This window comes from Bradyrhizobium liaoningense (assembly GCF_018130955.1).
GTDB lineage: Bacteria > Pseudomonadota > Alphaproteobacteria > Rhizobiales > Xanthobacteraceae > Bradyrhizobium > Bradyrhizobium liaoningense_C.
Genome location: NZ_JAFCJM010000002.1, coordinates 167,395 through 189,644 on the forward strand (window position 1 = coordinate 167,395; position 22,250 = coordinate 189,644).

At 64.2% G+C, this 22,250-nt stretch carries 19 protein-coding genes; 6 read left to right on the forward strand and 13 right to left on the reverse strand.

What is annotated here, in order from left to right; all coding sequences use genetic code 11:
- Window positions 1-7 precede the first annotated feature (7 nt).
- The 10 genes from JQ632_RS02495 to JQ632_RS02540 all read right to left on the reverse strand — a co-directional run bounded on the left by JQ632_RS02495 (window position 8) and on the right by JQ632_RS02540 (window position 11,889).
- Window positions 8-1,339 carry an autotransporter outer membrane beta-barrel domain-containing protein gene (locus JQ632_RS02495; RefSeq protein ID WP_212400686.1) on the reverse strand — a complete coding sequence of 444 codons (1,332 nt, stop codon included), beginning with the start codon at window positions 1,337-1,339 and terminating at the stop codon, window positions 8-10.
- Window positions 1,340-1,495: 156 nt separating this feature from the next.
- Window positions 1,496-1,876, reverse strand: a complete 381-nt coding sequence (locus JQ632_RS02500; protein ID WP_212400687.1) for a TadE/TadG family type IV pilus assembly protein — start codon at window positions 1,874-1,876, stop codon at window positions 1,496-1,498.
- Complete coding sequence (locus JQ632_RS02505) at window positions 1,876-2,373, reverse strand: TadE/TadG family type IV pilus assembly protein (RefSeq protein ID WP_212400688.1); 498 nt, start codon at window positions 2,371-2,373, stop codon at window positions 1,876-1,878. The genes JQ632_RS02500 and JQ632_RS02505 overlap by 1 nt, the downstream gene beginning before the upstream one ends.
- An 11-nt stretch (window positions 2,374-2,384) precedes the next feature.
- Entirely contained in the window at window positions 2,385-3,719 is a 1,335-nt protein-coding gene (locus JQ632_RS02510; protein ID WP_212400689.1) for a TadE/TadG family type IV pilus assembly protein, read from the reverse strand.
- Between the two features lie 274 nt (window positions 3,720-3,993).
- Window positions 3,994-5,637: an acyl-CoA synthetase gene (locus JQ632_RS02515; RefSeq protein ID WP_212400690.1), complete on the reverse strand. Its 1,644-nt coding sequence runs from the start codon at window positions 5,635-5,637 to the stop codon at window positions 3,994-3,996.
- Between the two features lie 20 nt (window positions 5,638-5,657).
- Window positions 5,658-7,547, reverse strand: coding sequence for a TRAP transporter large permease subunit (locus JQ632_RS02520; RefSeq protein ID WP_212400691.1), 1,890 nt, complete (start codon window positions 7,545-7,547; stop codon window positions 5,658-5,660).
- A gap of 15 nt (window positions 7,548-7,562) precedes the next feature.
- Complete coding sequence (locus JQ632_RS02525; RefSeq protein ID WP_212400692.1) at window positions 7,563-8,582, reverse strand: TRAP transporter substrate-binding protein; 1,020 nt, start codon at window positions 8,580-8,582, stop codon at window positions 7,563-7,565.
- Window positions 8,583-9,063: 481 nt separating this feature from the next.
- Window positions 9,064-10,452: a hypothetical protein gene (locus JQ632_RS02530; RefSeq protein WP_212400693.1), complete on the reverse strand. Its 1,389-nt coding sequence runs from the start codon at window positions 10,450-10,452 to the stop codon at window positions 9,064-9,066.
- An 82-nt stretch (window positions 10,453-10,534) separates the two neighbouring features.
- On the reverse strand, window positions 10,535-10,990 hold the full coding sequence (locus JQ632_RS02535) for a hypothetical protein (RefSeq protein WP_212400694.1): 456 nt from the start codon (window positions 10,988-10,990) through the stop codon (window positions 10,535-10,537).
- A gap of 266 nt (window positions 10,991-11,256) precedes the next feature.
- A complete protein-coding gene (locus JQ632_RS02540; protein ID WP_212400695.1) occupies window positions 11,257-11,889 on the reverse strand; it encodes a TetR family transcriptional regulator in 633 nt (210 codons plus the stop codon).
- A gap of 94 nt (window positions 11,890-11,983) precedes the next feature.
- Between JQ632_RS02540 and JQ632_RS02545 the strand changes: the two genes are divergently transcribed.
- The gene (locus JQ632_RS02545; protein WP_212400696.1) at window positions 11,984-12,649 is read left to right on the forward strand and encodes an O-methyltransferase; all 666 of its coding nucleotides are present in this window, start codon (window positions 11,984-11,986) and stop codon (window positions 12,647-12,649) included.
- A gap of 9 nt (window positions 12,650-12,658) precedes the next feature.
- Here JQ632_RS02545 and JQ632_RS02550 read toward each other — a convergent pair whose 3' ends face one another.
- The 3 genes from JQ632_RS02550 to JQ632_RS02560 form a co-directional block, all read right to left on the reverse strand.
- A complete protein-coding gene (locus JQ632_RS02550; RefSeq protein ID WP_212400697.1) occupies window positions 12,659-13,486 on the reverse strand; it encodes a hypothetical protein in 828 nt (275 codons plus the stop codon).
- Between the two features lie 101 nt (window positions 13,487-13,587).
- Entirely contained in the window at window positions 13,588-14,928 is a 1,341-nt protein-coding gene (locus JQ632_RS02555; RefSeq protein WP_212400698.1) for a TAXI family TRAP transporter solute-binding subunit, read from the reverse strand.
- 151 nt (window positions 14,929-15,079) lie between these two features.
- Window positions 15,080-15,979 (reverse strand): helix-turn-helix domain-containing protein, encoded by a 900-nt coding sequence (locus JQ632_RS02560; protein ID WP_249151250.1) that lies wholly within the window; start codon window positions 15,977-15,979, stop codon window positions 15,080-15,082.
- A gap of 205 nt (window positions 15,980-16,184) precedes the next feature.
- Here JQ632_RS02560 and JQ632_RS02565 point away from each other — a divergent pair, with 205 nt between their 5' ends.
- The 5 genes from JQ632_RS02565 (at window position 16,185) to JQ632_RS02585 (ending at window position 22,234) form a co-directional block, all read left to right on the forward strand.
- Complete coding sequence (locus JQ632_RS02565) at window positions 16,185-17,405, forward strand: amino acid ABC transporter substrate-binding protein (protein WP_212400700.1); 1,221 nt, start codon at window positions 16,185-16,187, stop codon at window positions 17,403-17,405.
- 69 nt (window positions 17,406-17,474) lie between these two features.
- A complete protein-coding gene (locus JQ632_RS02570) occupies window positions 17,475-18,350 on the forward strand; it encodes a branched-chain amino acid ABC transporter permease (RefSeq protein WP_212400701.1) in 876 nt (291 codons plus the stop codon).
- The gene (locus JQ632_RS02575) at window positions 18,350-20,029 is read left to right on the forward strand and encodes an ABC transporter permease subunit (protein WP_212400702.1); all 1,680 of its coding nucleotides are present in this window, start codon (window positions 18,350-18,352) and stop codon (window positions 20,027-20,029) included. Before JQ632_RS02570 ends, JQ632_RS02575 begins: the two co-directional genes overlap by 1 nt.
- A complete protein-coding gene (locus tag JQ632_RS02580; protein WP_212400703.1) occupies window positions 20,022-20,759 on the forward strand; it encodes an ABC transporter ATP-binding protein in 738 nt (245 codons plus the stop codon). The genes JQ632_RS02575 and JQ632_RS02580 overlap by 8 nt, the downstream gene beginning before the upstream one ends.
- Window positions 20,760-20,782: 23 nt before the next feature.
- The gene (locus tag JQ632_RS02585; protein ID WP_212400704.1) at window positions 20,783-22,234 is read left to right on the forward strand and encodes an aldehyde dehydrogenase; all 1,452 of its coding nucleotides are present in this window, start codon (window positions 20,783-20,785) and stop codon (window positions 22,232-22,234) included.
- Window positions 22,235-22,250: the final 16 nt, after the last annotated feature.

Below are 22,250 nucleotides of genomic sequence, written 5' to 3' on the forward strand. Positions count from 1 at the left end.
GTGATTTCTACCAGGCATAGTGGATCACGGCTCGGCCGGTATAAGATCGCACGGCTTGCGAGAACTCGCCGTCGGCGGTTGCCGCCGCGCTCCAGCCATTTTGCAGCTTCAGCTCAACCGCGCCACCGAGCAGCGCGGATTCCGGCGCGAGTGCTGCTCCGCTTGCAACGAAGCCAAGGCCGGGCAGGGCCTGGAAGGCCGCCGGCATCGCGCGCGCGGCGCTGAAGTCGTGCGCCCAGGCCAGCCGGCCGCGCAGGTTCAGTATGCCGCTCTCAAGCGCGAAGGATGTGTTGGTGCGCAGGCCGAGCTCGCTGCGGCTGTCGGTGACGTGGTCCGCGCCGAAGGCGGCCGCGAACGCGTTGGCCGCAAACGACGGCTGGCCCGTGTTCGCGGGCAGGCTGAAAGTGGTGGACTGGCCCGCCGCATAGGCCGTGACGCCGAGCCAGGGCGTCGAGACGTGGTAGCCGCCCTCGATGCGGCCCGAATAGGCGTTGGCATCGGCCGCAGCGTTCAGCGCGGCGGAGCCCAGTCGGTCGCTGCTGATGGCCTGCCAGCCATAGGCCATCGCTCCAACAATGTAGGCCCGGCCGGCCGTATGCCGGACGAACGCGCCGCTTTGGAACAGATCGGAACGGCCGCTGGAAAAGTTGCCGGCGAAGCTGGTGCCGCCGCCGGCCATGGCAAAGCCCATCGTGGTGTGCGACGAGAGCGCGTAGTCCGCCCCGACCACAGTCCCAAAGCTCCGGCTTGCCGAGCCCGTGTTGCTGACGGAGGTTTGCGAGCCGCCAAATGCCGAGGCCCAAACGTTCCATTGCGCTGCGACCGAGGGGGCAGGCGAGGCGTCGAACCTGCGTCCATCAACATAGGGGTCGAGCAGGGTTTGCGTGAACTGCGTCATGGCGAGAAACGTGGCCTGCGCTGTCTCGGCCTGTGAGATCGCAATTGGGCCGCCGGCTGGCGCCGGGCCGACGTTCACGGTGACGGCGGCGGGCATTGGAGCCACGGCCGCCGTCGGCGCAGGTGCGACATTCATCTGGCCGGTCGATGCCGCGCCGGACGGCGTCGGACCGTTGGCGGTGGTCGCCGCAGGGCTGGCGCCTGAGGTGATGGGTTGGGTCGTGCCGACGACGGCATTGTCGCTGGACTGGCCGGCCGGCTTGGAATTCTGCGCAAGCGGCTGATGGGTCTGCGCAGCCGGCACCGCCTGGGCGTAAGCGATCCCGGGCAGCCCTCCGACCATCAATATCAGCGGCGCCAGGCGCGCCCACGCGCCTGCGCTCAAGAGACACACCGCATGAAGCGCCCCAACCGCGCCGATCGCCAGCGTCGCGCGCTGCACAGCGCGTCATCCAGAATCGGCAAATCCAGCCTGGAGCGACGGTAGGCCGGCCGCCGTCCTTTTCAAATCCTTTCCGGGTATTTCTGATCCCGGATTCGACGCAGGTTGACATATTCCGCGCCTCGCGCTGCGAATCGTCAGCGACCCACACGGGCGTCAACTTGGAAAGCAGGCCTGAGCCGTCACCGTCAGTGGCGACAGTCCAAAGATCGCGGGAAGCTGGAAGGCGTAGCTGGCGTTGACCTGGTTGCCACAGGCCGTCGAGCTGTAGCTGAATGTGGAGGACGGCAGCCCGAGGCCGAGCGCCTGCTGACTCGCGTAACGCGTGATCGCATCCGATCCGGTACAGAGAACGCTGTTGACGCTTGCGCATCGCGCGGCCATTTCGACGCCGTGCTGAAGGCCGATCTGCGTCCACAGCAGCAGGCCAAATTCGATCACGCCGAACAGGAAGAGGAAGAAGGCGGGAGCGGTCAGCCCGAATTCGAGCGCAGTCGTGCCGCGCCGATCCCGCCAGAAGGGCAACGAGACGGACATCACTGCAGCCTCGCCGTCGACTCCGCGCTGAACGCGTAGGTTGAGACAATCTGGTAATCAATGATCGTATAGTAATTGGCCTGAGCCGAGACCTTGACGTAGGTGCCCGCCGTCGTTCCACCGGTGCAGGTCGTACCGCACGTCGCTGTGGTGATGCTTGATCCCGTGGCGCAGCCGCAGAATTTCGCCGGAGCAGGCGAGGCGCTGATCGCGGTTGAACTTGTCGCACTTGTCACGGCGCTGGTGATGGCGGCGGAGTCGAAGCCATTCCTGATGGCATATTGAGCGCCGGCCTGCGCGGCGTCTTCGACCTGCATCTTTCGAAGCACTGCGAGGCCGATGTCAGTCACCGAGATCACCGCAAGAGTCAGAAGCGGCACAAAGATGGCGAACTCGACGGCGGCGGCACCGCGACAGTCGGTCACCGCTCGGCCAAGAGGTCGCCGGAGCAGGGATGGAATGCGGTTACGACGTGAGCATTGCGCGCCGACGGCCATTGGCTTGCTCCCTATTCAACGAGTTGAGCAGTTTGGACTCCGATCGCGGTCGTGCCGAACGAGCTGCAATTGACCGTAAGATTGGAGCTTCCCGACAGCGTCACGGTATCCGCAATGATTTGCGTACAGGACGTCGTCGAACTCGTACCGCCAGCGAAATTCAAGTCCTGGGTCGGCAAGTAGATCGCGCCGCCGAAATACTGCGTGGCGCCGCCGGTCAGATTGAAGGTCGTCTGGCGGGTCGGCATCCTGCGGTCGGCATACATGACGATGGCCTTGGTCGACCCCGAGGTCGGAGCCGTCAAGTTGACGGTCGCGTTGCTTCCGATGCCCCCACTCGCCCAGCCATCGGCCGTCGACCCCGTGAAGATGAGCGTCACGCCGGTCCCGGTGATCGTCGCATTGCCCTGGACCGACAGATCGCCCTTCGAACCGTAGAAGTAGTAGACGCCAGGGTCGAGGTTCAACTCATATCCGGCTTGCACCGAGACGCCGCCGGCATAACAGGTGCCAGGCGTAAGCGACTTGCTCTTCCCGCTGCTGTTGATCGTGATCTTGCCGGAGACGTAGGAGGTGCAAGAGGGTGGGGTGAAGTCCGCGTACGGATCTGCCACCGGTCGCATGCCCGTCCGGATGCCGTTCGCCGCCGTGATATTGCTCGCGCCGGAGATGCTGCCGACGACTCCCACCATGTTGGCAGAAACCGATGTCGTGCCGGTGACGTCGAGTGCGGGACCACCGCCCGAATTGTCGTAGAGATTGCAGCCGATCAGATTGATGTTGGCGTTGCCTGACGCCTTGGCGGCGGGGCTGTAGGTCGGATCGAGCGCGAGCACGCAGCCTTGGCCGTTGTTCGGCACGGCGACCGACCGAGCCGTGATGGTGATGGGGTTGCTACCGAAAAGCGCGCTCAGCAGACGCGGTCGCTGCTGGCTGACGATAACCTCGACCGCCTGTGCCACCGTTGCGTAGCTTCCCGTGGACGGCGGTTGATTGACCGTTACCGTCACGTTGTTTGCACCGTTGGTATAGCCATAGGCTGCGGTGACCGCATTGGCTTCGACTTGCAGGTTGGATCCAGCTGTCGCCGCGCTGACGGCACCGGAGTCCGCCGCGCTCTGCATGTTCTTGTGCAGGTAAAGCCACCAGCCGACTTCGGTACCGAGACCCGCAGTGCCAACGAGAACGGGCATCACCAGTGCGAGGATGACGGCATAGCTGCCGGACTCCTCGGATGCGAAACGTCGGAGCTCGTGTTCGGCGGCCTGCCGCGCGTTCGACAGCCAGGCTGCCGAACTGGTCTGGAATTTCCTGGAATTGGCTTGGCATTTCCCCCGAATGCTCATGGTCTCACTGGCGTTTGGTTGGCTCTGAGCGCCACCGTGAAACCGCGCGGCTTAAACCCATCTGAAATCGGTCGTGCAAATATTAACTATCGGGAAAAAGTTGCAGTGTGGATTGCAAATGCTGGTTAGGTCGCGACCCTCATTCTACTTCTTGGTGCAGTTTCCAGGCGGATTTTGCAACGCTAAGGCGCAGTCGCGCCGGCGCATCAAACACTGATTGCGTAACCCGGCGTAATGGGAAATATCGGCATTCGCCCGTTAGATTCCGCTGGCGTCAGGCCGAGATTGCCTTCGCCGAGCCCACCTCATTGCGCAGAAGGAATTTCTGGATTTTTCCGGTCGAGGTCTTCGGGATCAGTCCGAACACGATGGCCTTCGGCGTCTTGAAGCCGCTCAGGTGGTTGCGGCAGAAGGCGATGATCTCGGCTTCCGTCGCGCTCGCGCCGTCCTTCAGCTCGACGAAGGCGCAGGGCACCTCGCCCCATTTCGGGTCGGGTTTTGCAACCACGGCTGCGAACAGCACGGCCGGGTGCTTGTAGAGGATGTCCTCGACCTCGACGGAGGAGATGTTCTCGCCGCCGGAGATGATGATGTCCTTGGAGCGATCCTTGATGATGACGTAGCCGCGCTCGTCGAGCACGCCGAGATCGCCGGTGTGAAACCAGCCGCCTTCAAAGGCTTCCTTGGTGGCTTTCTCGTTCCTCAGATAGCCCTTCATCACGATGTTGCCGCGGAACATGACCTCGCCGATGGTCTCGCCGTCGCGCGGCACCTCCTGCATGGTCTGCGGATTGAGGACGGTGACGGCTTCCTCCAGCGGGTAGGGCACGCCCTGCCGGCGCTTCATACGCGCGCGATCGGCGGCAGGCAGATCGTCCCAGCCCGGCTGCTCGGCGCAGACGGAGGCGGGGCCGTAGACTTCGGTCAGGCCATAGACATGGGTGAGCTTGATGCCGATGCTTTCGGCGCCTTCGAGCACCGCGACCGGCGGGGCTGCGCCCGCGATCAGACCCACGACGCGGCGGGCCGCGTTGCCTTTCGGCGCATCGGGCGCGTTGATCAGCGTGTTGTAGACGATCGGCGCGCCGCACATGTGGGTGACGCCGTGTTGCCTGATCAGCTCGAAAATCTTGGTCGGCTCGACCTTGCGCAGGCAGACATTGATGCCGGCGGACGCCGCGATGGTCCAGGGAAAGCACCAGCCGTTGCAGTGGAACATCGGCAGCGTCCAGAGATAGACCGGATGCTGGCCGAGATTGCCCGCGAGGATGTTGCTCACGGCATTCAAATATGCGCCGCGATGATGGGTGACGACGCCCTTGGGATTGCCCGTGGTGCCCGACGTGTAGCTCAGCGCGATCGCGTCCCACTCGTCCTTGAGAGCGACAGTCGTGAAGCCGGGATCGCCTTGCGCAACCGCCGCCTCATATTCGATCTCGCCGATGCGCTTGCCGCCCTTGAAGGAGGCGTCATCGACATCGATCACCAACGGCTTTGGGCCCGTCATCTGGGCCAGCGCATCCGTGATGACGCCTGCAAACTCCGGATCGACCAGAATGATTTTTGCTCCGCCATGGTCGAGCTGGAACGCGATCGACGGTGCATCGAGCCGGATGTTGAGCGCGTTGAGCACGGCGCCCGCCATCGGGACGGCAAAATGCACCTCGTTCATCGCCGGGATGTTCGGCAGCATCGCAGCGACGGTGTCGCCGACGCCGATGCCCTTGCCCGCGAGATATGCGGCAAAGCGCTGGCAGCGCTCGTAGGTCTGGCGCCAGGTGTAGCTGCGGCCCTCATAGACGGTGCTGGTGTGGTCGGGATAGACGGCGGCGCTGCGGGCGAGGAAGGAGAGCGGCGTCAGCGGCACGTAGTTGGCGGGCGTCTTGTCCAGGCCGATGTTGTACTGGTTCTCACTCATCGACACCCTCCTTCAAACCGTCAAAGGAACCCGATCGAGATCCACGGAAATATCGCAACGATGATCAAGCCTGCGAGCAGAGCCAGCAGATAGCCCCAGATTGGCCGGATACCCTCCGCCGGGTCAACACGCCCGATGGCGCAGGCGGCATAATAGCCGACGCCAAAGGGCGGCGCGAATAGTCCGATACCCATCGCCAGGATGATGACCATGGCGTAGTGCACCTCGTGCACGCCGACGGCGCGGGCGATCGGAAACAGCAGCGGCCCGAACAGCACGATCGCCGGAATGCCTTCCAGCACGCTGCCGAGGATGGTGAAGGCGACGATTGACACAGCGATGAAAGTCGCCTGACCGCCTGGCAGGCCGGTCATGGCGGCTGCCAGCGAGCGCGAGAATCCTGATTGCGTCAGGCCCCAGGCCATGCCGGTCGCGGTCCCGATGATCAGGAGGATCGCGCCGGACAGCGCGGCCGTCTCGACCAGCATCGGAAACAGCCGCCGCCAGTCGAAGCGGCGATAGATCAGGAGCCCGACGAGGGCGCCATAGACGATGCCGATCGTGGAGACTTCTGTGGCCGTCGCGATGCCCTCGACCACGGCGTAACGGATCACGAAGGGCAGCGCGAGCGCGGGCAGGGCGATGACGAAGGTCTTGCCGATCTCGGAGGCCTTGGCGCGGCTGACATGGCTCATGTCCTCGTGGCGGTAGCGCCACCAGACCAGCATGCAGAGCGTGACTGCAAGCACCACGCCGGGCAATAGCCCGCCGGTGAACAGGGCGGCGATCGACACGCCCGTCACCGAGCCGATGGTGATCAGCACGAGGCTCGGCGGAATGGTTTCGGTTTGGGCACCCGTGGCCGCAAGAAGCGCGACGAGATCGCCGGGGCGGGCGCCGCGCTGCTTCATCTCGGGAAACAGCACCGGCGCCACCGCCGCCATGTCGGCCGCCTTGGCGCCGGAGATGCCGGAGACGAGGTACATGGCGCCGACAAGCACATAGTGCAGGCCGCCGCGGACGTGGCCGAGCAGGCTCGCCAGGAACGCCACCATGGCCCGCGCCATGCCGGTCATCTCGATCAGCAGCCCCAGGAACACGAACAGTGGGACCGAGAGCAGGATGAGGTGGCTCATGCCCTCGTCCATCCGCCCGACCAGCACCATGACCGGCGTATGCGTGGTCAGCGCCAGATAGCCGAAGATCGCCAGCCCGAACCCGAACGCAATGGGAACGCCCGCGAACACGCAGAAGCCGGCGACGCCGACGAAGAAGATGACGAGGTTGAGATTGCCGAGCGGCCGCAGGTAAGGCTGCGCCAGCCAGAACAAAGCGATGACGACGGCCACGGAGATCACGGCCGCCGCGACCATCCGGTAATCGGCCGCCCGCAGCAGGCGCAAAAATGCAAACAGCGCCATCAGGCAAATGCCGACCGGCAGCGCCGCCGCGCGCCAGGAGTTCGAGATCTGCAGCGCCGGCGTGGTGATGAAACTTTCCTCGTAGGCGTAGTCGTAGGACGGCCAGACGATCAGCACCAGAAACGCCAGCGCCGCGCAGGTTGCGACCAGGTCGAGATAGGCCCGCATCGCAGGTTTTGCGCTCGCGACGATCGCGGTCATGCGCATGTGCTCGGAGCGCCGGAAGGCCACGGCCGCGCCCAGCATCGCCAGCCACAGGAACAGGATCGAGGCGAGCTCGTCCGACCAGATCAGCGGCCGGTGCAGGCCGTAGCGCGCGACCACGCCGGCAAACAGGATGACGATCTCGGCGACCACCAGGATGGCCGCCGGGATTTCGACGAGGAGACCGAGAATCCGTTCCAGCGACGCCAGCAACGAAGGTCGGCGAGGGGACTCGAACGTCACCTCGCCCACCACTTCGGTCACCTGCACCTCGATATGAGCCATGACGGCCCCAACGCGTTACGACAGCTTGCCGACGGCCTTTTCCAGCAGATCCCAGGCCTGATCGCCGTACTTGCCCTTCCACTCGGCGTAGAAGCCCGCGGAGCGCAGCTTGTCGCGGAACGGCCCGGTGTTGGGCTGATTGAAGGTCAGGCCCTTGCCCGCCAGATCCTGCTGCAGATTGGCATTCAGCTTGGCGGTATCGGCGCGTTCGTTAACGGCCGCGGCATTGATGTGCTTGGCGACGATTTTGCGAACGTCCTCAGGCAGCTTTTCCCACGCGCGGCGGTTGGCCAGGAACCAGAAACCGTCCCACATGTGGTTGGTCAGCGAGCAGTACTTTTGCACCTCGTACAGCTTTGCGGTCGAGATGATCGCCAGCGGGTTCTCCTGGCCCTCGACGATCTTGGTTTGGAGCGCCGAATAGACCTCGCTGAAATTGATCGAAGCGGGCGCCGCATCGAACGCCTTGAACATCGAGGTCCACAGCGGCGAGACCGGCACGCGGATCTTGAAACCCTTCAAATCGTCCGGACCGGTGATCGGCTTGGTCGAGGACGTGGTCTGGCGGAAGCCGTTGTCCCAGATCTTGTCCATGACCTCGAGCCCGGCCTTTTTGATCTCGCCGCGCACGTAGGCGCCGAGGTCGCCGTCCATGGCCTTCCAGACCGTGTCGTAGTCCGGGAATGCGAAGCCGATGCCGTTGATCGATGCGGCCGGCACCAGCGTCGCCAGGATCAGGCCGGACAGCGTGAAGAACTCGACGCCGCCGGAGCGGATCTGGCTCAGCATGTCCGTGTCGGAGCCAAGCTGGTTGTTCGGAAAGATCTGGAGGTCGAACTTGCCGTTGGTCTCGCTCTTGATCGCTGCCGCCATCTCCTTGGCGCGGACATTCAGCGGATGGGTGTCGGGCAGGTTGTTGGCATATTTGTAGGTGAACTCGGCGCTCTGGGCGCGGGCCACATGGGGCGCACTGATGCCGCCCAGGACGGCGGTCGCCGCTGAGGCCTTCAGAAGCGTACGACGGGAAAAGCTCATTGGGTTTGCTCCCTCTAAGGATTGTTGTTCTTGTGAGATGCAAACCTATCCGAACGTCAGGCCATCTGCGATCTCGCGAAGCCACGCTTATTGCAGCCGAACCCGGCTGCCGCAATATCGGCTTTCGCGGGGATGCGACGAGGTCGCGGCTCGCTCCAAAAAGTCGCAAAACAACCCGTCAACGGCTGTGGCGCAGCTCGATCACCGAACCAAAACGGGCCCGGAATCGAATGCAGCGTGGCAGGAGTCTCGCCTAAACATTTGATCCAATTCGACATAAAAATATTCCATAATATACCTTATGCGAATTCGCTATATGGGCTGAGCTCTTCTGAGATGCACCTTCGCGACTACCTCGGCAAAGTGCCCTCAGCACAGTTTGAGCATTTGTTTGGAGCCAAATGGCTGGCCGTGTCGACAAAGCGACGGCGTTGACTCGTGGAGATCGCACTCTTCGGTGAACCGTCAGAGCCTCCGGGCCTCACGATGTCATCAGGCGCAGGGCCGTGATGCTGGGTGAGAACAGAATGGCGACTCCCTTGTAACGAACGAAATCCTTGAGCCGGAGCGTCAATGCCCGCTTGCCGGCAAGCGGGACATGAAAGGTCGTCTCTGCCCTGGGCCCTTCCCGATTGCCGATCAAGGAATCCTGCGCGTTCAATCCGTTTGGAACGGTCGCGTACGCGTCGCTGAAGTCGGTCTTCTGCATCCACCGCAGCAGGGTGTAAAACTGTTCGTTGATCCGAGCGAAATAGAACAGACCGATGACACCGCGGTCCTTACCGTCATCTTGCGTGCCTTCAAGACGGGGCCCGTAAGAAAAGCCACGGCGTACGACGCGCGGGGGTCCCTTGGGGAACCGGACCTGGTTGGCAAACTTCATCGGTTGATCGCGGCAATTCACAATCCGGATGTGCGCCCCGAGCGGACATTTGATGCCGGAGGGATCGTCGCCGTACCCAAATCCGTCGTCTAGTTCAGGCTGCGGCGGCGGCCCGTCCGGAAACCTCGACAGCGGCGATCCGTGCCGCCAGCGCCCCATCAATTTGGCGGCTACCCACTCTTCGGCGAATGCCGGATCGGCGTTCGCCGGCGCCAGCGGTGCGTTGTCCTTGAGGAACTGGTTGAAAGTCGCGACGTCCTGGTAGACCCATGACAGACCGACGAACGAGCCGTCGCGGGCGAAGTCTTGCCAGATGCCTGGCCTGAGTGGCGCCGTCGGGTAGTCCTCGGTCGGATAGCCCACGACGATCTCTCGGAAGTCGACCCTCCCCGCAGCCCCGGTGTCCTGCCAGTCCACATCGGGCGCGGTAATGCCGTCGCGATAGCCGAAGTGGAGTCGCCCGTCGGGCGGGCGGCAGCCGGAGAGCGCGCGATCATCCCAACCGTCGAGCGCCAACTCCTCCACACCTGAGCTTGCCGCAGATTGCCGAACTTCCGCGAGGCAATCGGCCTTTTGTTCAGGGTTGTCGAAGCCAATATGAATGGCGAGATCCACCTGGCTCGACTTGAACTTGCGATTCCACCAAGTCTCCGGAGCGCTGGCGCCGAGGAAACCAAGTTGAGGGGCGATACCTCCGCCCGGCGCCTGCGTCGGGTCGACAAAGAAGATATCGAACTCCCGGCGCCCTTGCGCCACATCATGGCCGGCTCGGCCCGACATCAGCGCTTCGATGCCATTCCAACTGAACATGAAGTGAAACGTAGGACCGTCGACATCCGGTGCCATGCCCGCAGCGGCATGCGGGATCCATTGCTTTAGAAATGCTCGTGCAGACGCGGGATCGCCGAACCTGAATAGCAAAACTGCGAGCAGCGGCTTCGTGGAGCTTCGGGCAACAATCGCCTGCACATTGCCGAGATCCACCATCGCATCCGTCCGCAAGTAAGGTTGAACCGACAGCCAACCAGGCGTGGCGTTTCCGAGAGAAGCGAACCCTGCCCCGGCGAAACTATGTCCCGAGCTTCGCGAGTATTTCCTCGACCGTCATGTGGTTGTAGGCCGAAAACAGCCAGCCGGATGGGTTGCCGGAGATGTCGGTCGACCCGTCGGCTGCCTTGCCCAGCGACCGGAGATTGTGGTTCTTCGAAAACTCGAAGAATGCGTTGGGATCACTGACATCAGGCAAACCGTCCGTCAGTGAGAATATTGCGGCAAACACCGGAGTCAGTTCGCGCCGGAAGAATTCGGTATACTCCTGATGCGAGCCTTCGTACTCCGTAATGACCTGGATGTACTTGTCGTCGATGACGACGACACGCGCGAAATGCACCAGTTTCGACTTTCTCAGCGCCGCATCGATGGCGGGCTGGACCTTGTCGGCGAAGATCGCCTCCAGACCTCTCAGCTTCTGCAGGGTTTCGGCGTCTTGCTTGATGGGCAAGGTGAGATTGAGTGCGTGGGTCACGGAAATCTCCCTTTTTTAGAAATACAACTACAAGTATTATCACTGTCGTTTGTCGGTGAGAAGCCGAAAACAAGTCAGGAACCTGTGATAGGGACCGACAGCGTCGGAAAGATTGTTGTTCCAGCTATGCAAAAGCGAGAATAAGGTAGAGAAATCAATCTAGGAGTTAATGCCGCGCGAGAACATCATTCTGTCGTGAAGCAATTTCTGATTGAATCTGCGCGGTCGTCGCGTGCCATGCGAGGGGAGCTATCGTTAGCTCACGCTCAGCGCCGTTCGAGGTCCCCAAGATAGGCGCAGAACATGTCGGCCATGGCGTCAGCGTAGGCCTTGATCTCCGCCGGGGTTCGCTGGGATTCCGAGAAGCGTTTGCCGACTTCGGCGAGCGTCGTCTTGATGAGATCGCCGGCCAGCGTGCGGGTCGCCGTTGATGCCTTGGGTAGCGCATCTTGCATGAAGGCGCAGACGATCCTGTCCCCTGACGCCCTGGCCGCCCGAGCCTCGGGCGCGTCCCGGTAAAGCGGCGCCGCGTCGTCGAGCGCGCCGCGCATTGTGGCTTCATCACATTCCGAGCGGATGAAGGCATGGACCAGCGTCCGCAGGCGTTCCGGCGGCGGCTTGCTGACGTCCTCGAGGATGCCACGGAGCATTTCCGTGGTCTGGCGCCATTCGTCGCTCTGGAGACGGAACAGGATGGCCGCCTTGTTGGGGAAATACTGGTACAGCGAGCCGACGCTGACGCCGGCCTTCTCGGCGACCCGGGCGGTGGTGAAACGGGTCGCGCCTTCCTTCGCCAAAACCTGAATAGCGGCCTCCAGGATCGTTGCCACGAGCTCGGTCGAGCGCGCCTGTTTGGGCTGTTTTCGCGATGCGATCTGGGGCTTTCGGCGGGTCGGCATGGCGCTCACGGGGAATGCGAATAGGAAATGCGACGAATTATTCGTATTTATGGGGCGAGCGCAAGAGCGCGTTTGAACCTGGAACGGAGCCCCCATGACCACCCTCACCTCGACTCCATTGGCGCCCCTGCTCGATCGCCTGTTCGCGGATGCCGCCGCATCGTCGGGCGAACTGAATCGCTTCGTGGCCGACATTCCCAGCGCTGAGCAGGCGCGCATGGTGCGAAGCAGGACCGAGTACATCGATCTCTACAGTCGCCTGAAGGCGTTTCCGCTGCCGGTCTCCCGCGAGACGGGCGGGCTTCTCTACATCCTGGCGCGAAGCAGCAGTGCGCAGGCCATCGTCGAGTTCGGAACCTCGTTCGGCATCTCGACGCTGCACTTGGCGGCCGCCTTGCGCGACAATGGCGGCGGCCGCTTGATCAGCACCGAATTCGAGCCGTCCAAGGTAGCGCGGGCCCGCGAGAACCTGGCCGCTGGTGGGTTCAGCGACCTCGTCGAGATCCGCGAGGGCGACGCGCTGACCACGCTGCGCACCGGCCTCCCCGAGACGATCGACCTCGTCCTGCTCGACGGCGCCAAGGCGCTCTATCCGGACATTTTGCGCCTGCTGGAGAGCCGTTTGAAGCCGGGCGCACTCGTTGTCGCCGACAATGCCGACGACAGTCCGGAATATCTCAGCTATGTGCGCTCTGCCGCGAACGGCTATATGTCCGTACCGTTTGCCGAAGACGTCGAACTGTCGATGCGCACGCGCTGAACCCCTGCCTCAGCGCAGCGGCAGCAGGTCGAGCTGGCTTTGCGCCTTCTTGACGGCTGCCGCGAACCATCGCTGTTGCGGCGCCTCTCTGGCGAAACACTTTGTGTGCGCGGCCATCGCCTCGTCTTCGTGCTTGAGATCGCCCCGCGGGTCCTTCTTGTCGACGGGCTTTGCCATCATCTGCTTGTAGACCTTTTCGCAGGCCGGGATCGGTTCCGTCTTCAACGCATCGCGCGCGGCGACGTAGAAGACCTTCTCGCCCTGGATCACGACGACGCCGATTTCGTCGGGGTTGCCCTTCAGGTCGCCATTGCCGCGGACGCCCAGCACCGCAACGGCGGCGGTTGCGGCTGCAGGCTTCGTGATCGGCAGGTCGGCATACTTGGCAAAGGCGGAATCGTAGATCGCCCAATAGTAAAACTCGCTGGATTTGAGCGCCGCGTCGATCGCCTGCGGCAGGCCGTCCTCGCGACGTTGGCGCAGCCACTGCTTGAGCAGCGAGGTCGTCGTCACCACGACGCGGGTCTTGTCGCCTTCCGAGGCGAAAGCGAGCCCGTCGAGATGGCCGAACCCAGAGTCCCGCTTGTCGAGCGTATCGACGTTGGACGCGGCGTCGGCCGGCATCCCCTTGATCGACACCGGCCCGGTCACGGCACGCAGGGCGGTCGCGAGCTGTTCGAGCGCCGCGGTGTGCTGCCTGGAGCTCTCCTCGTTAGTCTCGGACTTCGAGAACTTTGCGATGTAGCGGTCGCGCATCTCCAGGTAATGCTGCTCGGGCGAGGCTGCGTTGGCCGTCGTGGCAAAGGCGAGCAGGAGCAGTGCGGCGAGCCATTTCATCGCGAGGTCCGGAAGGTCAGATATATCTGACGGGTTTGTGCGCTGGCCGCGCAAGAAGGTTCATGGCGCCGAGCTCCTTCACCCTGCCCTGACTTGCGTATTCAGCGCGCCCTGGAGTTTGGTGCGGCGAGCGCGGCCCTACGATCATGAATCAGGTTCTCCAGGCGATGGGCGGCAACGTTCAGCGTGGCCGCGTCGAGCTTGGATTCATCTTCGTCCGCGCGGGCGCGCTGTGCGGACAAGACTTCGTCGATCTGATCGGCGATCTGCAGCAATTCCGCTTCATTTTCTGCGTGCCGTATTCTTCGTCCCAGCGCATAGAGTGAATCCAGCGCCGGTTCCCTTGGCTTCAATTCGCCAGTTCGCAGAAACTTCCAGGCCGCCGCAACGACTGTGGCAAGGGCGCCAAGCGCCATTGGTGCCAGAAAAATGGCGTTACTCCATTTGTCCAGGAAGGACACTTGGCTGCCGTTGTAGAACTCCGCGGCGCCCGGATGCACCGGGAGATAGGCGCCGGCATCGGTATCTGGCGCCTTGAACTGTGCCAGCACCGGAAACTCGGCGAGGACGTCTCTACGCGCGCTCGTAATGGCTTGCGTGAAGCCGGCGATCATATCGTTGTCCAGGCTCTTCTTGCCGACGATGTAGAAGGAAACCTTCAGCGTGGTGACGTCATCCGCGGGAACGGGGGGCGATCCGCGCAGGGTTCCCTTCGGAATGTCGAAGCTCTCGTAGGCCCGCTCCGTCTCGGCAATCGCGCCGGCGTTCTCGATCGGAAGCAGCACCGGAGCGCTCTTCGGGCTCTGCGGGAATAGGCCTCGCACGAGCGATACGTATTTTTCGCTCAGCGGCACCACGAAGAGGACGGCGCGGATCTCCTTGGTTTCGAGCGCACGGCGGACCTGGTCGACCGCAATACTCTTGAAAGCAGTGTTGGCGCGGTCAAGGTCATATGCCTTGGTCAATGCGCTGACGATCTTCTGATTGGTCTCGCCCGCAACCACCCCCACTGTCGTGCGCTTCAAGCCAGCCATGTCAGTGATCGCAGATCCCGGTGGTACAACCAGCAGCGCGACGGCCTCAGCCAGCACGACGATGGCTTGCGCCTGGGAAAGGTCGCCGACATCTCCGCGGACGACGGCAAGGTCCGTCTTGCCGGACGAGAACGCTTCTGCGGATTCAATTGCGCCTGACGTTTCCACCACTTGCAGCCGGACCGGGGCGTTGCTGACGACGAGCCTGCTCGCGAGCGCCGATACGATTCTGGGAGCGTCGCCATCCAGCGATCCGACCGCGATCGACAGCGTCACAGGCCGGACGTACCAGCGGTACGCGAACAGGCTTGCGCCTCCGGCCAGCGTTGCCAGTGCCAGTACGACGATGATGCGAAGCCAACTCGGCAGCCTCGCGCTATCAATGCGAAGTCTCGACAGGTCATCCATAGCGCCTGTTGCCTTTCGCCCAACGGGAGACCTTGCAGTTTCCCGTGCCGATTGCTCGCATCCTTCAGTTCGCCGGGCCCTTGATCCAGATCAACGCCCGCATGTCACAAGGTGACCACGTCAGCGTTGCGGACAGGAGCGACGGCCGGACCTACGGCCAGTCGGCAAAATTCAGCATCGGTCGCGACCGTCCGCTCCGGATGCGCGCGGCGACGCGCTTGCGCCATGCGCCCGGTGCCTCGCCCGTATGCTTGCGGAAGAAGCGGCTGAAATAGGCGGTGTCCTTGAAGCCCAGCGCGAAGGCGATCTGCTTCACCGTCGCCGTGCCCGCCTCCAGCCGGGTCGCGGCTTCCTTGACCACGCGCTGCTGGATCAGCGCGCTCGGCGAGCGCTTCAGTTCGCGGCTGCACAGCGCGTGCAGGCGATCCGGTGTCATGCCGAGCAGGCCGGCATAGTCGGCCACCCGCAATTGCTGGTGATAGCGCTCCTCGAGCAGGCGGCGGAAGCGACTGAGGATCTCGGCGCTGCTGCCCTCCTCCTGCGGCTCGCTGTCGGAGGCGAACAGACGCCAGAAACGCAGCACGCAGAGCGTCAGCTCGGCCGACATGATCGAGGCCGCGCCATTGCGCGCCGGCGCCGCGATCTCGCTGGCGATGGCCGCGATCGAGCGCGACACCGCGGTGACGAGGTCGGGCTCGACCGGGAGCGCGAGGATTCCGCGCGCGCCGTCGAGGGCCAGATAGGCCGGCTCGGCCGAAGGCGGCAGATAGCGATGCCACGCGCCCGGCCGCAGGCGGAGCAGCGCGGCTGGCGAACCCGCCGCCAGGTCCAGATGCGCGGCACATTCCGGCGGCAGCCAGACGAGCGCTGGACCCGAAAGGGCGACGGTCTCGCCCTCGCCCGAGACCTCTGCGGCGCCGCCACTGTGCAGGCAGAGCAGGTGGATGAAGGGGCGTGCCGCCCGCGAGGCCAGCGACCAGCGCCGCGCCTCGTAGTGTGACGCGATGATTTCGGCGCCGATCGCGGCGGGCCCGCCGATCCGGACGACCATCGGACCCCGACCCGCCCCCGCGACCCCTCGACGCATTTGGGCCGGTTCGCCAGAATCGTCCAACCAATCGCCAGAATTATCCATTGCGCGAGCAAAGCCGAGGGTGCTTGCTAGGTCAAGTCCGGCCACGGCGGTGCGCAAGCCCGCTGAAAGATGCCGGGACCGGCAGGAAACGCCCTGTATTCAATTCGGAGGGAGGATCGACATGATTTCGGCGAACCGTCGAACGTTGCTGCGCATCATGAGTCTTGTGGCTGCAGCCGCTGCACTCGGAAGCTTCACATTCGCGGCCGAGGCACAGGAGAAGATCCGCATCGGCTACGCGATTTCGAAGACCGGCCCCTATGCCGGCGGCGCCAGCATCACCACGCTGCCCAATTACGAATTGTGGGTGAAGGACGTGAATGCAGCTGGCGGCATCAAGGTCGGCGACAAGAAGCTGCCGATCGAGGTCGTCGAGTATGACGACCGCAGCAGCTCCGAAGAGGCGGTGAAGGCGATCGAGCGCCTCGCCAACCAGGACAAGGTCGATTTCATCCTCTCGCCCTGGGGCACCGGCCTCAATCTGGCCGTCGGTCCGACCCTGAACCGGCTCGGCTACCCCCACCTCGCCGTCACCTCGGTCACCGACAAGGCGCCGGAGCTGGCGAAACGCTGGTCGAATGCCACGTTCTGGCTCGGCACGTCAGCGCAGATCTCCGAGGCGCTCGCCGGGTTGCTCGGCAAGCTGAAGAGTGAAGGCAAGATCGGTGGCAACATCGCCATGGTGAGCGTCGCCGACCAGTTCGGCATCGAGCTTTCGGCCGCCGGCCGCGAGGCCTTCAAGAAGGCCGGCTTCACGCTCGCTTACGACAAGACCTATCCGATGGGGTCGCAGGACCTTCAGCCGCTGCTGAATGACGCGATCGCCGCCAAGCCCGACGCGTTCATCGCCTTCAGCTATCCGCCGGATACCATCGCGCTCACCGAGCAGGCGCAGCTCCTCAAGTTCAATCCAAAGATCTTCTATGTCGGCGTCGGCACCGCCTTCCCGCTCTACAAGGGCAAGTTCGCCGCCAACAGCGACGGCGTGATGGGGATCGGCGGCTGGAACGCGGACTCACCGCAACTGAAGGACTACCTCGCCCGCCACAAGGCGGCGACCGGCAAGGAGCCGGATCGCTGGGCGAGCTCGATCACCTATGCGAGCCTCCAGGTGCTGCAGCAGGCGATCGAGAAGGTCGGCAAGCTCGACCGCGCGGCTGTTGCGGCCGAGATCCGCTCCGGCACGTTCGACACCGTCATCGGCAAGGTGAAGCTGAAGGACGGCCTGCTCCAAGAGGTCTGGAGCGTCGGCCAGTGGCAGAACGGCGAGTTCTATGCGCTCGCGCCGACGTCGCTGCCGGGGGCGCGCGCGCCCGTCGTGCCGAAGCCGCAGTGGCAGTGAGGCTCGTCCGGTGTGCGGGCGCTCGCAGTTGAGCGCCTGCACGCCGCGCGGCCCGTGGGACACCGGTTCATGTTGCTGTTCGATATTGCCCTGCCCGGCCTCGTGCTGGGAGGCATGTACGCCCTCATCGCGCTCGGCCTGACGCTGCAATACGGCGTCGCGCGCATCATGAACCTCTCCTATGGCGAGTCGCTCGTCGCGGCCGCCTTCGGGGCGCTGTCGCTCTACACCGGGCTCGGATTGAGCCCGCTGATGGCGCTGTTGCTCGCCGTTCCCTGCGCGGTCCTGATCAACTGGCTGCTCTACCGCTTCCTGCTCGAACGACTGATGCGTCGCGGCAAGGACAGGGGCGCGCAGGAGATCGACAGCATCCTCGTCACCTTCGGCGTACTGTTCGTCATCCAGGGCATCATGCTGATCGCCTTTGGCGGTCAGTATTACAGTTACAGCTACCTCTCCATTCCCGTCGTCGTGCTGGGCACGACGCTGGCCGTCAACCGGCTGGTTGCACTACTGTTCGCGGCCGCGATCGGCATCGCCGTCTATCTGGCGCTGACGCGCACCCGCGTCGGAACCGCGGTCCGCGCCGTTGCGGTCGACGCCAATGCCGCGCGTCTCGTCGGCATCGACGTTGCAGCGATGTCGGGCCTGACCTTTGCCTTTGGCGGCGGCCTCGTCGCCATCGGCGGCGTGCTCATCAGCATGTTCCTGACGTTCAATGCCTCGATGGGCGTGATCTTCACCATGAAGGCGCTCGTCGTCGTGATCATGGGCGGGGTCGGGAATGTCCTGGGCGCGCTCGTCGCCGGGCTGATGCTCGGCGTGGTCGAGACCGCGGTGGCGCGGCTCGTCGATCCCGGCCTGACGCTTGCGGCCACCTATGCGCTGTTCCTGGGCGTCCTGCTCATCAAGCCGACCGGCCTGTTCGGAAGGGCGGCATCGTGATGTCTGCTACCACCAGAACAGGTTTGTGGTGCGTCGCTCTTGTGCTCGGAGCCGCCATCATCGCGTTTCCGCTCTACGTCAACGGCTACTACCTCGCGCTCGGCATCAGCATCCTCTACTTCACGATCCTTGCGACGGCGTGGGCGATGTTCTCCGGCCCGACGCGTTACATTTCGCTGGCGACCGTCGCCTTCTTTGGCATCGGCGCCTATACGGCAGCGGTCCTCGGCGAGACCTGGCCCTGGCCGGCCGTGCTGCTCGCAGCCGCCGCCATCGGCGCGCTCGTGGCTGGGATCACCGGCCTGTCGACGCTGCGTCTGTCCGGCATCTACTTCGTGATCTTCTCCTTTGGTCTCGCCGAGCTCATCCGCCAGCTCGTGATCTGGTACGAGGTCAACATCCACAAATCGGTCGGCCGCTATCTCTTCAGCGCCGTGACGCAGGATGTTCTCTACTGGCAGCTGCTCGGGCTTGCCGCCCTCGTCTTCCTGACCGGCTTCCTGCTGGGACGCTCGCGTTACGGCCTGGCGCTGCGCGCGATCGGGGCGGACGAAACGGCGGCCAGCCATTCGGGTATCGACGCAACCCGCATCAAGCTCGCGATATTCGTCGTGAGCGCCGTCTTCATGTCGGTGACCGGCGCAGTGATGGCGCCACGCTGGACCTATATCGATCCGTCGATCGCCTTCAACCCGATGATCTCGTTCCAGGTCGTCATCATGGCCCTGCTCGGCGGCGCCGGCTCGCTGTTCGGCCCCGTGCTCGGCGTGATCCCGCTGGTGCTGCTGTTCGAGGTCCTGACCGCAACGCTGCCGAACCATTTCAGCATCGTGCTCGGCGCGATCTTCGTGATGATCGTCATGCTGCTGCCCAGGGGCGTGATCGGGCTGATCGGGCCGGTGCAGCGCAAGGCGCCGGCAAGCGATGCTGTCGCGGCCAAGCCGTCGACGCGTGAGCAGAGTGGACAGCTCTTGCGGGTCGACGACGTCGGCAAGTCGTTTGGCGGCCTGCGCGCGGTCGATCAGGTCAGCTTTGAGGTGACGCGCGGCCAGATCGTCGGGATCATTGGCCCGAATGGCTCCGGCAAGACGACGCTGCTCAACATGCTCTCCGGCGCACTGGTGCCGTCCGGGGGATCGATCCGGTTCGGCGGCGTCATGATCGGCGGAGTGAAGCCGCATCGGATCGCACGCCTCGGCCTTGCCCGCACCTTCCAATTGGTGCGCGTGATGGCGGACCTGACGGTTGCGGAGAACGTCGCGGCTGCGGCGCTATTCAGGAGCGCGGCCGCCGGCGGCGGAGAGACGACCGTCGAGCTGCTCGATCTCGTCGGGCTCGGCAAGATGCAGGACATTCCGGCCGGAGACCTGACCTATATCGACCAGAAGCGCCTGGAGCTTGCGCGCGCGCTGGCGCTTAGTCCCCAGCTCGTGCTGCTCGACGAATGGCTCGCAGGTCTCAACCCCAGCGAGCTCGAGACCGGCATTGCCCTGATCGCAAAACTGCGCGACCGCGGCACGACCATCATCATGGTCGAGCACGTGATGGACGCGATCCGCGCGCTGTGCAGCCATTGCATCGTGATGAACGCCGGCAGCGTGATCGCACGCGGCGCGCCGGATGCGGTGCTGTCCGACCCGACGGTCATCACGGCCTACCTTGGAGAGGCCGATGCTTGAGATATCAGCCCTCTCCCATTTCTACGGCAAGCACCAGGCGCTTGCCGAAATCGCGCTCGACATCGCCAGCGGCGAGATCGTCGCGATCCTCGGCGCCAACGGTGCGGGCAAGTCGACGTTGCTGAAGATGATCGCCGGCCTCATCAAGCCCGCACCGGGCCTGACGCTGCGATTTGAGGGCGCTGATATCGCCGAGCTACCGGCGCATCTCATCGTCGAGCGCGGCATCGCGCTGGTGCCGGAAGGCCGTGGCATTTTTGGCGAACTGACGGTCGCCGAGAACCTGCAGCTCGGCGCCTACCCTGCCCGCGCCCGTGCCAGCGAAGCGGACCGGCTGGCAAAGGTGCTGGCGTTGTTTCCGCGCCTCACCGAACGGATGACGCAGGCGGTGCGGACCATGAGCGGCGGTGAGCAGCAGATGGTCGCGATCGGCCGCGCGCTGATGTCCAACCCCACGCTGCTGCTGCTCGACGAACCCTCCCTCGGCCTCTCGCCGCTGCTCAGCCGCGAAGTATTCCGGGCGTTGAAGCAGATCCGCGAAAGTGGTGTCAGCGTGCTGCTGGTGGAGCAGAACGCCCGCGCCAGCCTCGACATCGCCGACCGCGTTTACCTGATCGAGTCCGGCCGTAACGCAGGCTCCGGCTCCGCCGGCGAGATGAAGAACAATCCCGATATCCAGCGCGCCTATCTCGGCAAGGCACGCGCGCCGTCCAGTCCATCGCAGCCATAACCGTAAAGCCCAAGGAGAGCCCCATGAACGCAATCGACCTTCTCATCGGCGGCAAGGACCTGTCGGCCAGCAACCAGCGCACGTTCCAGCGTCACAATCCGATCAGCGGCGAGATCGCCAGCATCGTGGCGGCGGCCTCGATCGACGACGCGATGCGCGCGGTCGATGCTGCTGCGGCAGCATTCCCGGCCTGGTCGCAGCTCGGTCCCTCCGAGCGCCGCAAGCGCCTCAGCGCTGCAGCCGACATCCTTGCCAAGCGCGCGCCGGAGTTTTCGGCGCTGATGGTTGCCGAGACCGGCGCGACCGCGGGTTGGGCCGGCTTCAACGTGCACCTCGCCGAGGGCATGCTGCGCGAAGCTGCCGCCATGACGACGCAGATCTCGGGCGAGATCATCCCGACCGACAAGCCTGACAACCTCGCCATGGCCTTCCGGCAGCCCGTCGGTGTCGTGCTGGGGATCGCGCCGTGGAACGCGCCGATCATCCTCGGCGTCCGCGCTGTCGCGATGCCGCTCGCCTGCGGCAACACCGTGGTGCTGAAGGCCTCCGAGATGAGCCCGGGCGTGCATCGGCTGATCGGAAGCTGCCTTGCGGAAGCCGGCCTCGGCGACGGCGTCGTCAACGTCGTCACCAATGCGCCGGAGGATGCGCAGGCCGTGGTCGAGGCGCTGATCGCCCATCCGGCGGTGCGGCGCGTCAACTTCACGGGTTCAACCCGGGTCGGCCGCCTCATTGCGCTCGCCTGCGCAAAACATCTGAAGCGTGCGCTGCTCGAGCTTGGCGGCAAGGCGCCGCTTGTCATCCTTGACGATGCCGACCTCGATGCCGCCGTGAACGCCGCCGCGTTCGGCGCCTTCATGAACCAGGGCCAGATCTGCATGTCGACCGAGCGGATCGTGGTCGACGATGCGGTCGCCGATGCCTTCATCGAAAAGTTCGCCGCCAAGGCGAAGAGCCTGCCCTTCGGCGATCCCCGCAAGGGCAATGTCGTGCTGGGTTCGTTGGTATCAGGCGCGGCCTGCGACCGCGTCGGCGGCCTGATCGATGACGCGGTTGCCAAGGGCGCGGTGCTCGCCGCCGGCGGCAAGGGCACCGGCACGATCATGCCCGCCACGATCGTCGACCACGTCACGCCGGCGATGCGCATCTATGGCGAGGAGAGCTTTGGTCCTGTCGTGACCGTCGTTCGGGTCAGCGGCGTCGATGAAGCCGTGAGGGTCGCCAACGATACGGAATACGGTCTCTCCGCCGCCGTGTTCGGCCGCGACATCGCGCGTGCCCTTGGCGTCGCCAAGCGGATCGAGTCCGGCATCTGCCACGTCAACGCACCGACCGTGCATGACGAGCCGCAGGTGCCGTTCGGCGGCACCAAGGCTTCGGGCTATGGTCGCTTCGGCGGCAGGGCCGCCATCGACGAGTTCACCGAGCTGCGCTGGATCACGGTGCAGACCGGGCCGCGGCATTATCCGTGCTGACCAAGGCGGCCGCCGC

Excerpts from the sequence above, each read along its gene's own strand:
- JQ632_RS02565 (WP_212400700.1), top strand. The coding sequence starts at position 16,185 with ATGATTTCGGCGAACCGTCGAACGTTGCTGCGCATCATGAGTCTTGTG.
- JQ632_RS02500 (WP_212400687.1), bottom strand. The coding sequence starts at position 1,876 with ATGTCCGTCTCGTTGCCCTTCTGGCGGGATCGGCGCGGCACGACTGCG.
- JQ632_RS02570 (WP_212400701.1), top strand. The coding sequence starts at position 17,475 with ATGTTGCTGTTCGATATTGCCCTGCCCGGCCTCGTGCTGGGAGGCATG.
- JQ632_RS02575 (WP_212400702.1), top strand. The coding sequence starts at position 18,350 with ATGTCTGCTACCACCAGAACAGGTTTGTGGTGCGTCGCTCTTGTGCTC.
- JQ632_RS02545 (WP_212400696.1), top strand. The coding sequence starts at position 11,984 with ATGACCACCCTCACCTCGACTCCATTGGCGCCCCTGCTCGATCGCCTG.
- JQ632_RS02520 (WP_212400691.1), bottom strand. The coding sequence starts at position 7,547 with ATGGCTCATATCGAGGTGCAGGTGACCGAAGTGGTGGGCGAGGTGACG.
- JQ632_RS02510 (WP_212400689.1), bottom strand. The coding sequence starts at position 3,719 with ATGAGCATTCGGGGGAAATGCCAAGCCAATTCCAGGAAATTCCAGACC.
- JQ632_RS02555 (WP_212400698.1), bottom strand. The coding sequence starts at position 14,928 with ATGGATGACCTGTCGAGACTTCGCATTGATAGCGCGAGGCTGCCGAGT.
- JQ632_RS02560 (WP_249151250.1), bottom strand. The coding sequence starts at position 15,979 with ATGGTCGTCCGGATCGGCGGGCCCGCCGCGATCGGCGCCGAAATCATC.
- JQ632_RS02585 (WP_212400704.1), top strand. The coding sequence starts at position 20,783 with ATGAACGCAATCGACCTTCTCATCGGCGGCAAGGACCTGTCGGCCAGC.
- JQ632_RS02505 (WP_212400688.1), bottom strand. The coding sequence starts at position 2,373 with ATGGCCGTCGGCGCGCAATGCTCACGTCGTAACCGCATTCCATCCCTG.
- JQ632_RS02530 (WP_212400693.1), bottom strand. The coding sequence starts at position 10,452 with ATGGTGGATCTCGGCAATGTGCAGGCGATTGTTGCCCGAAGCTCCACG.
- JQ632_RS02525 (WP_212400692.1), bottom strand. The coding sequence starts at position 8,582 with ATGAGCTTTTCCCGTCGTACGCTTCTGAAGGCCTCAGCGGCGACCGCC.
- JQ632_RS02580 (WP_212400703.1), top strand. The coding sequence starts at position 20,022 with ATGCTTGAGATATCAGCCCTCTCCCATTTCTACGGCAAGCACCAGGCG.
- JQ632_RS02540 (WP_212400695.1), bottom strand. The coding sequence starts at position 11,889 with ATGCCGACCCGCCGAAAGCCCCAGATCGCATCGCGAAAACAGCCCAAA.
- JQ632_RS02515 (WP_212400690.1), bottom strand. The coding sequence starts at position 5,637 with ATGAGTGAGAACCAGTACAACATCGGCCTGGACAAGACGCCCGCCAAC.
- JQ632_RS02550 (WP_212400697.1), bottom strand. The coding sequence starts at position 13,486 with ATGAAATGGCTCGCCGCACTGCTCCTGCTCGCCTTTGCCACGACGGCC.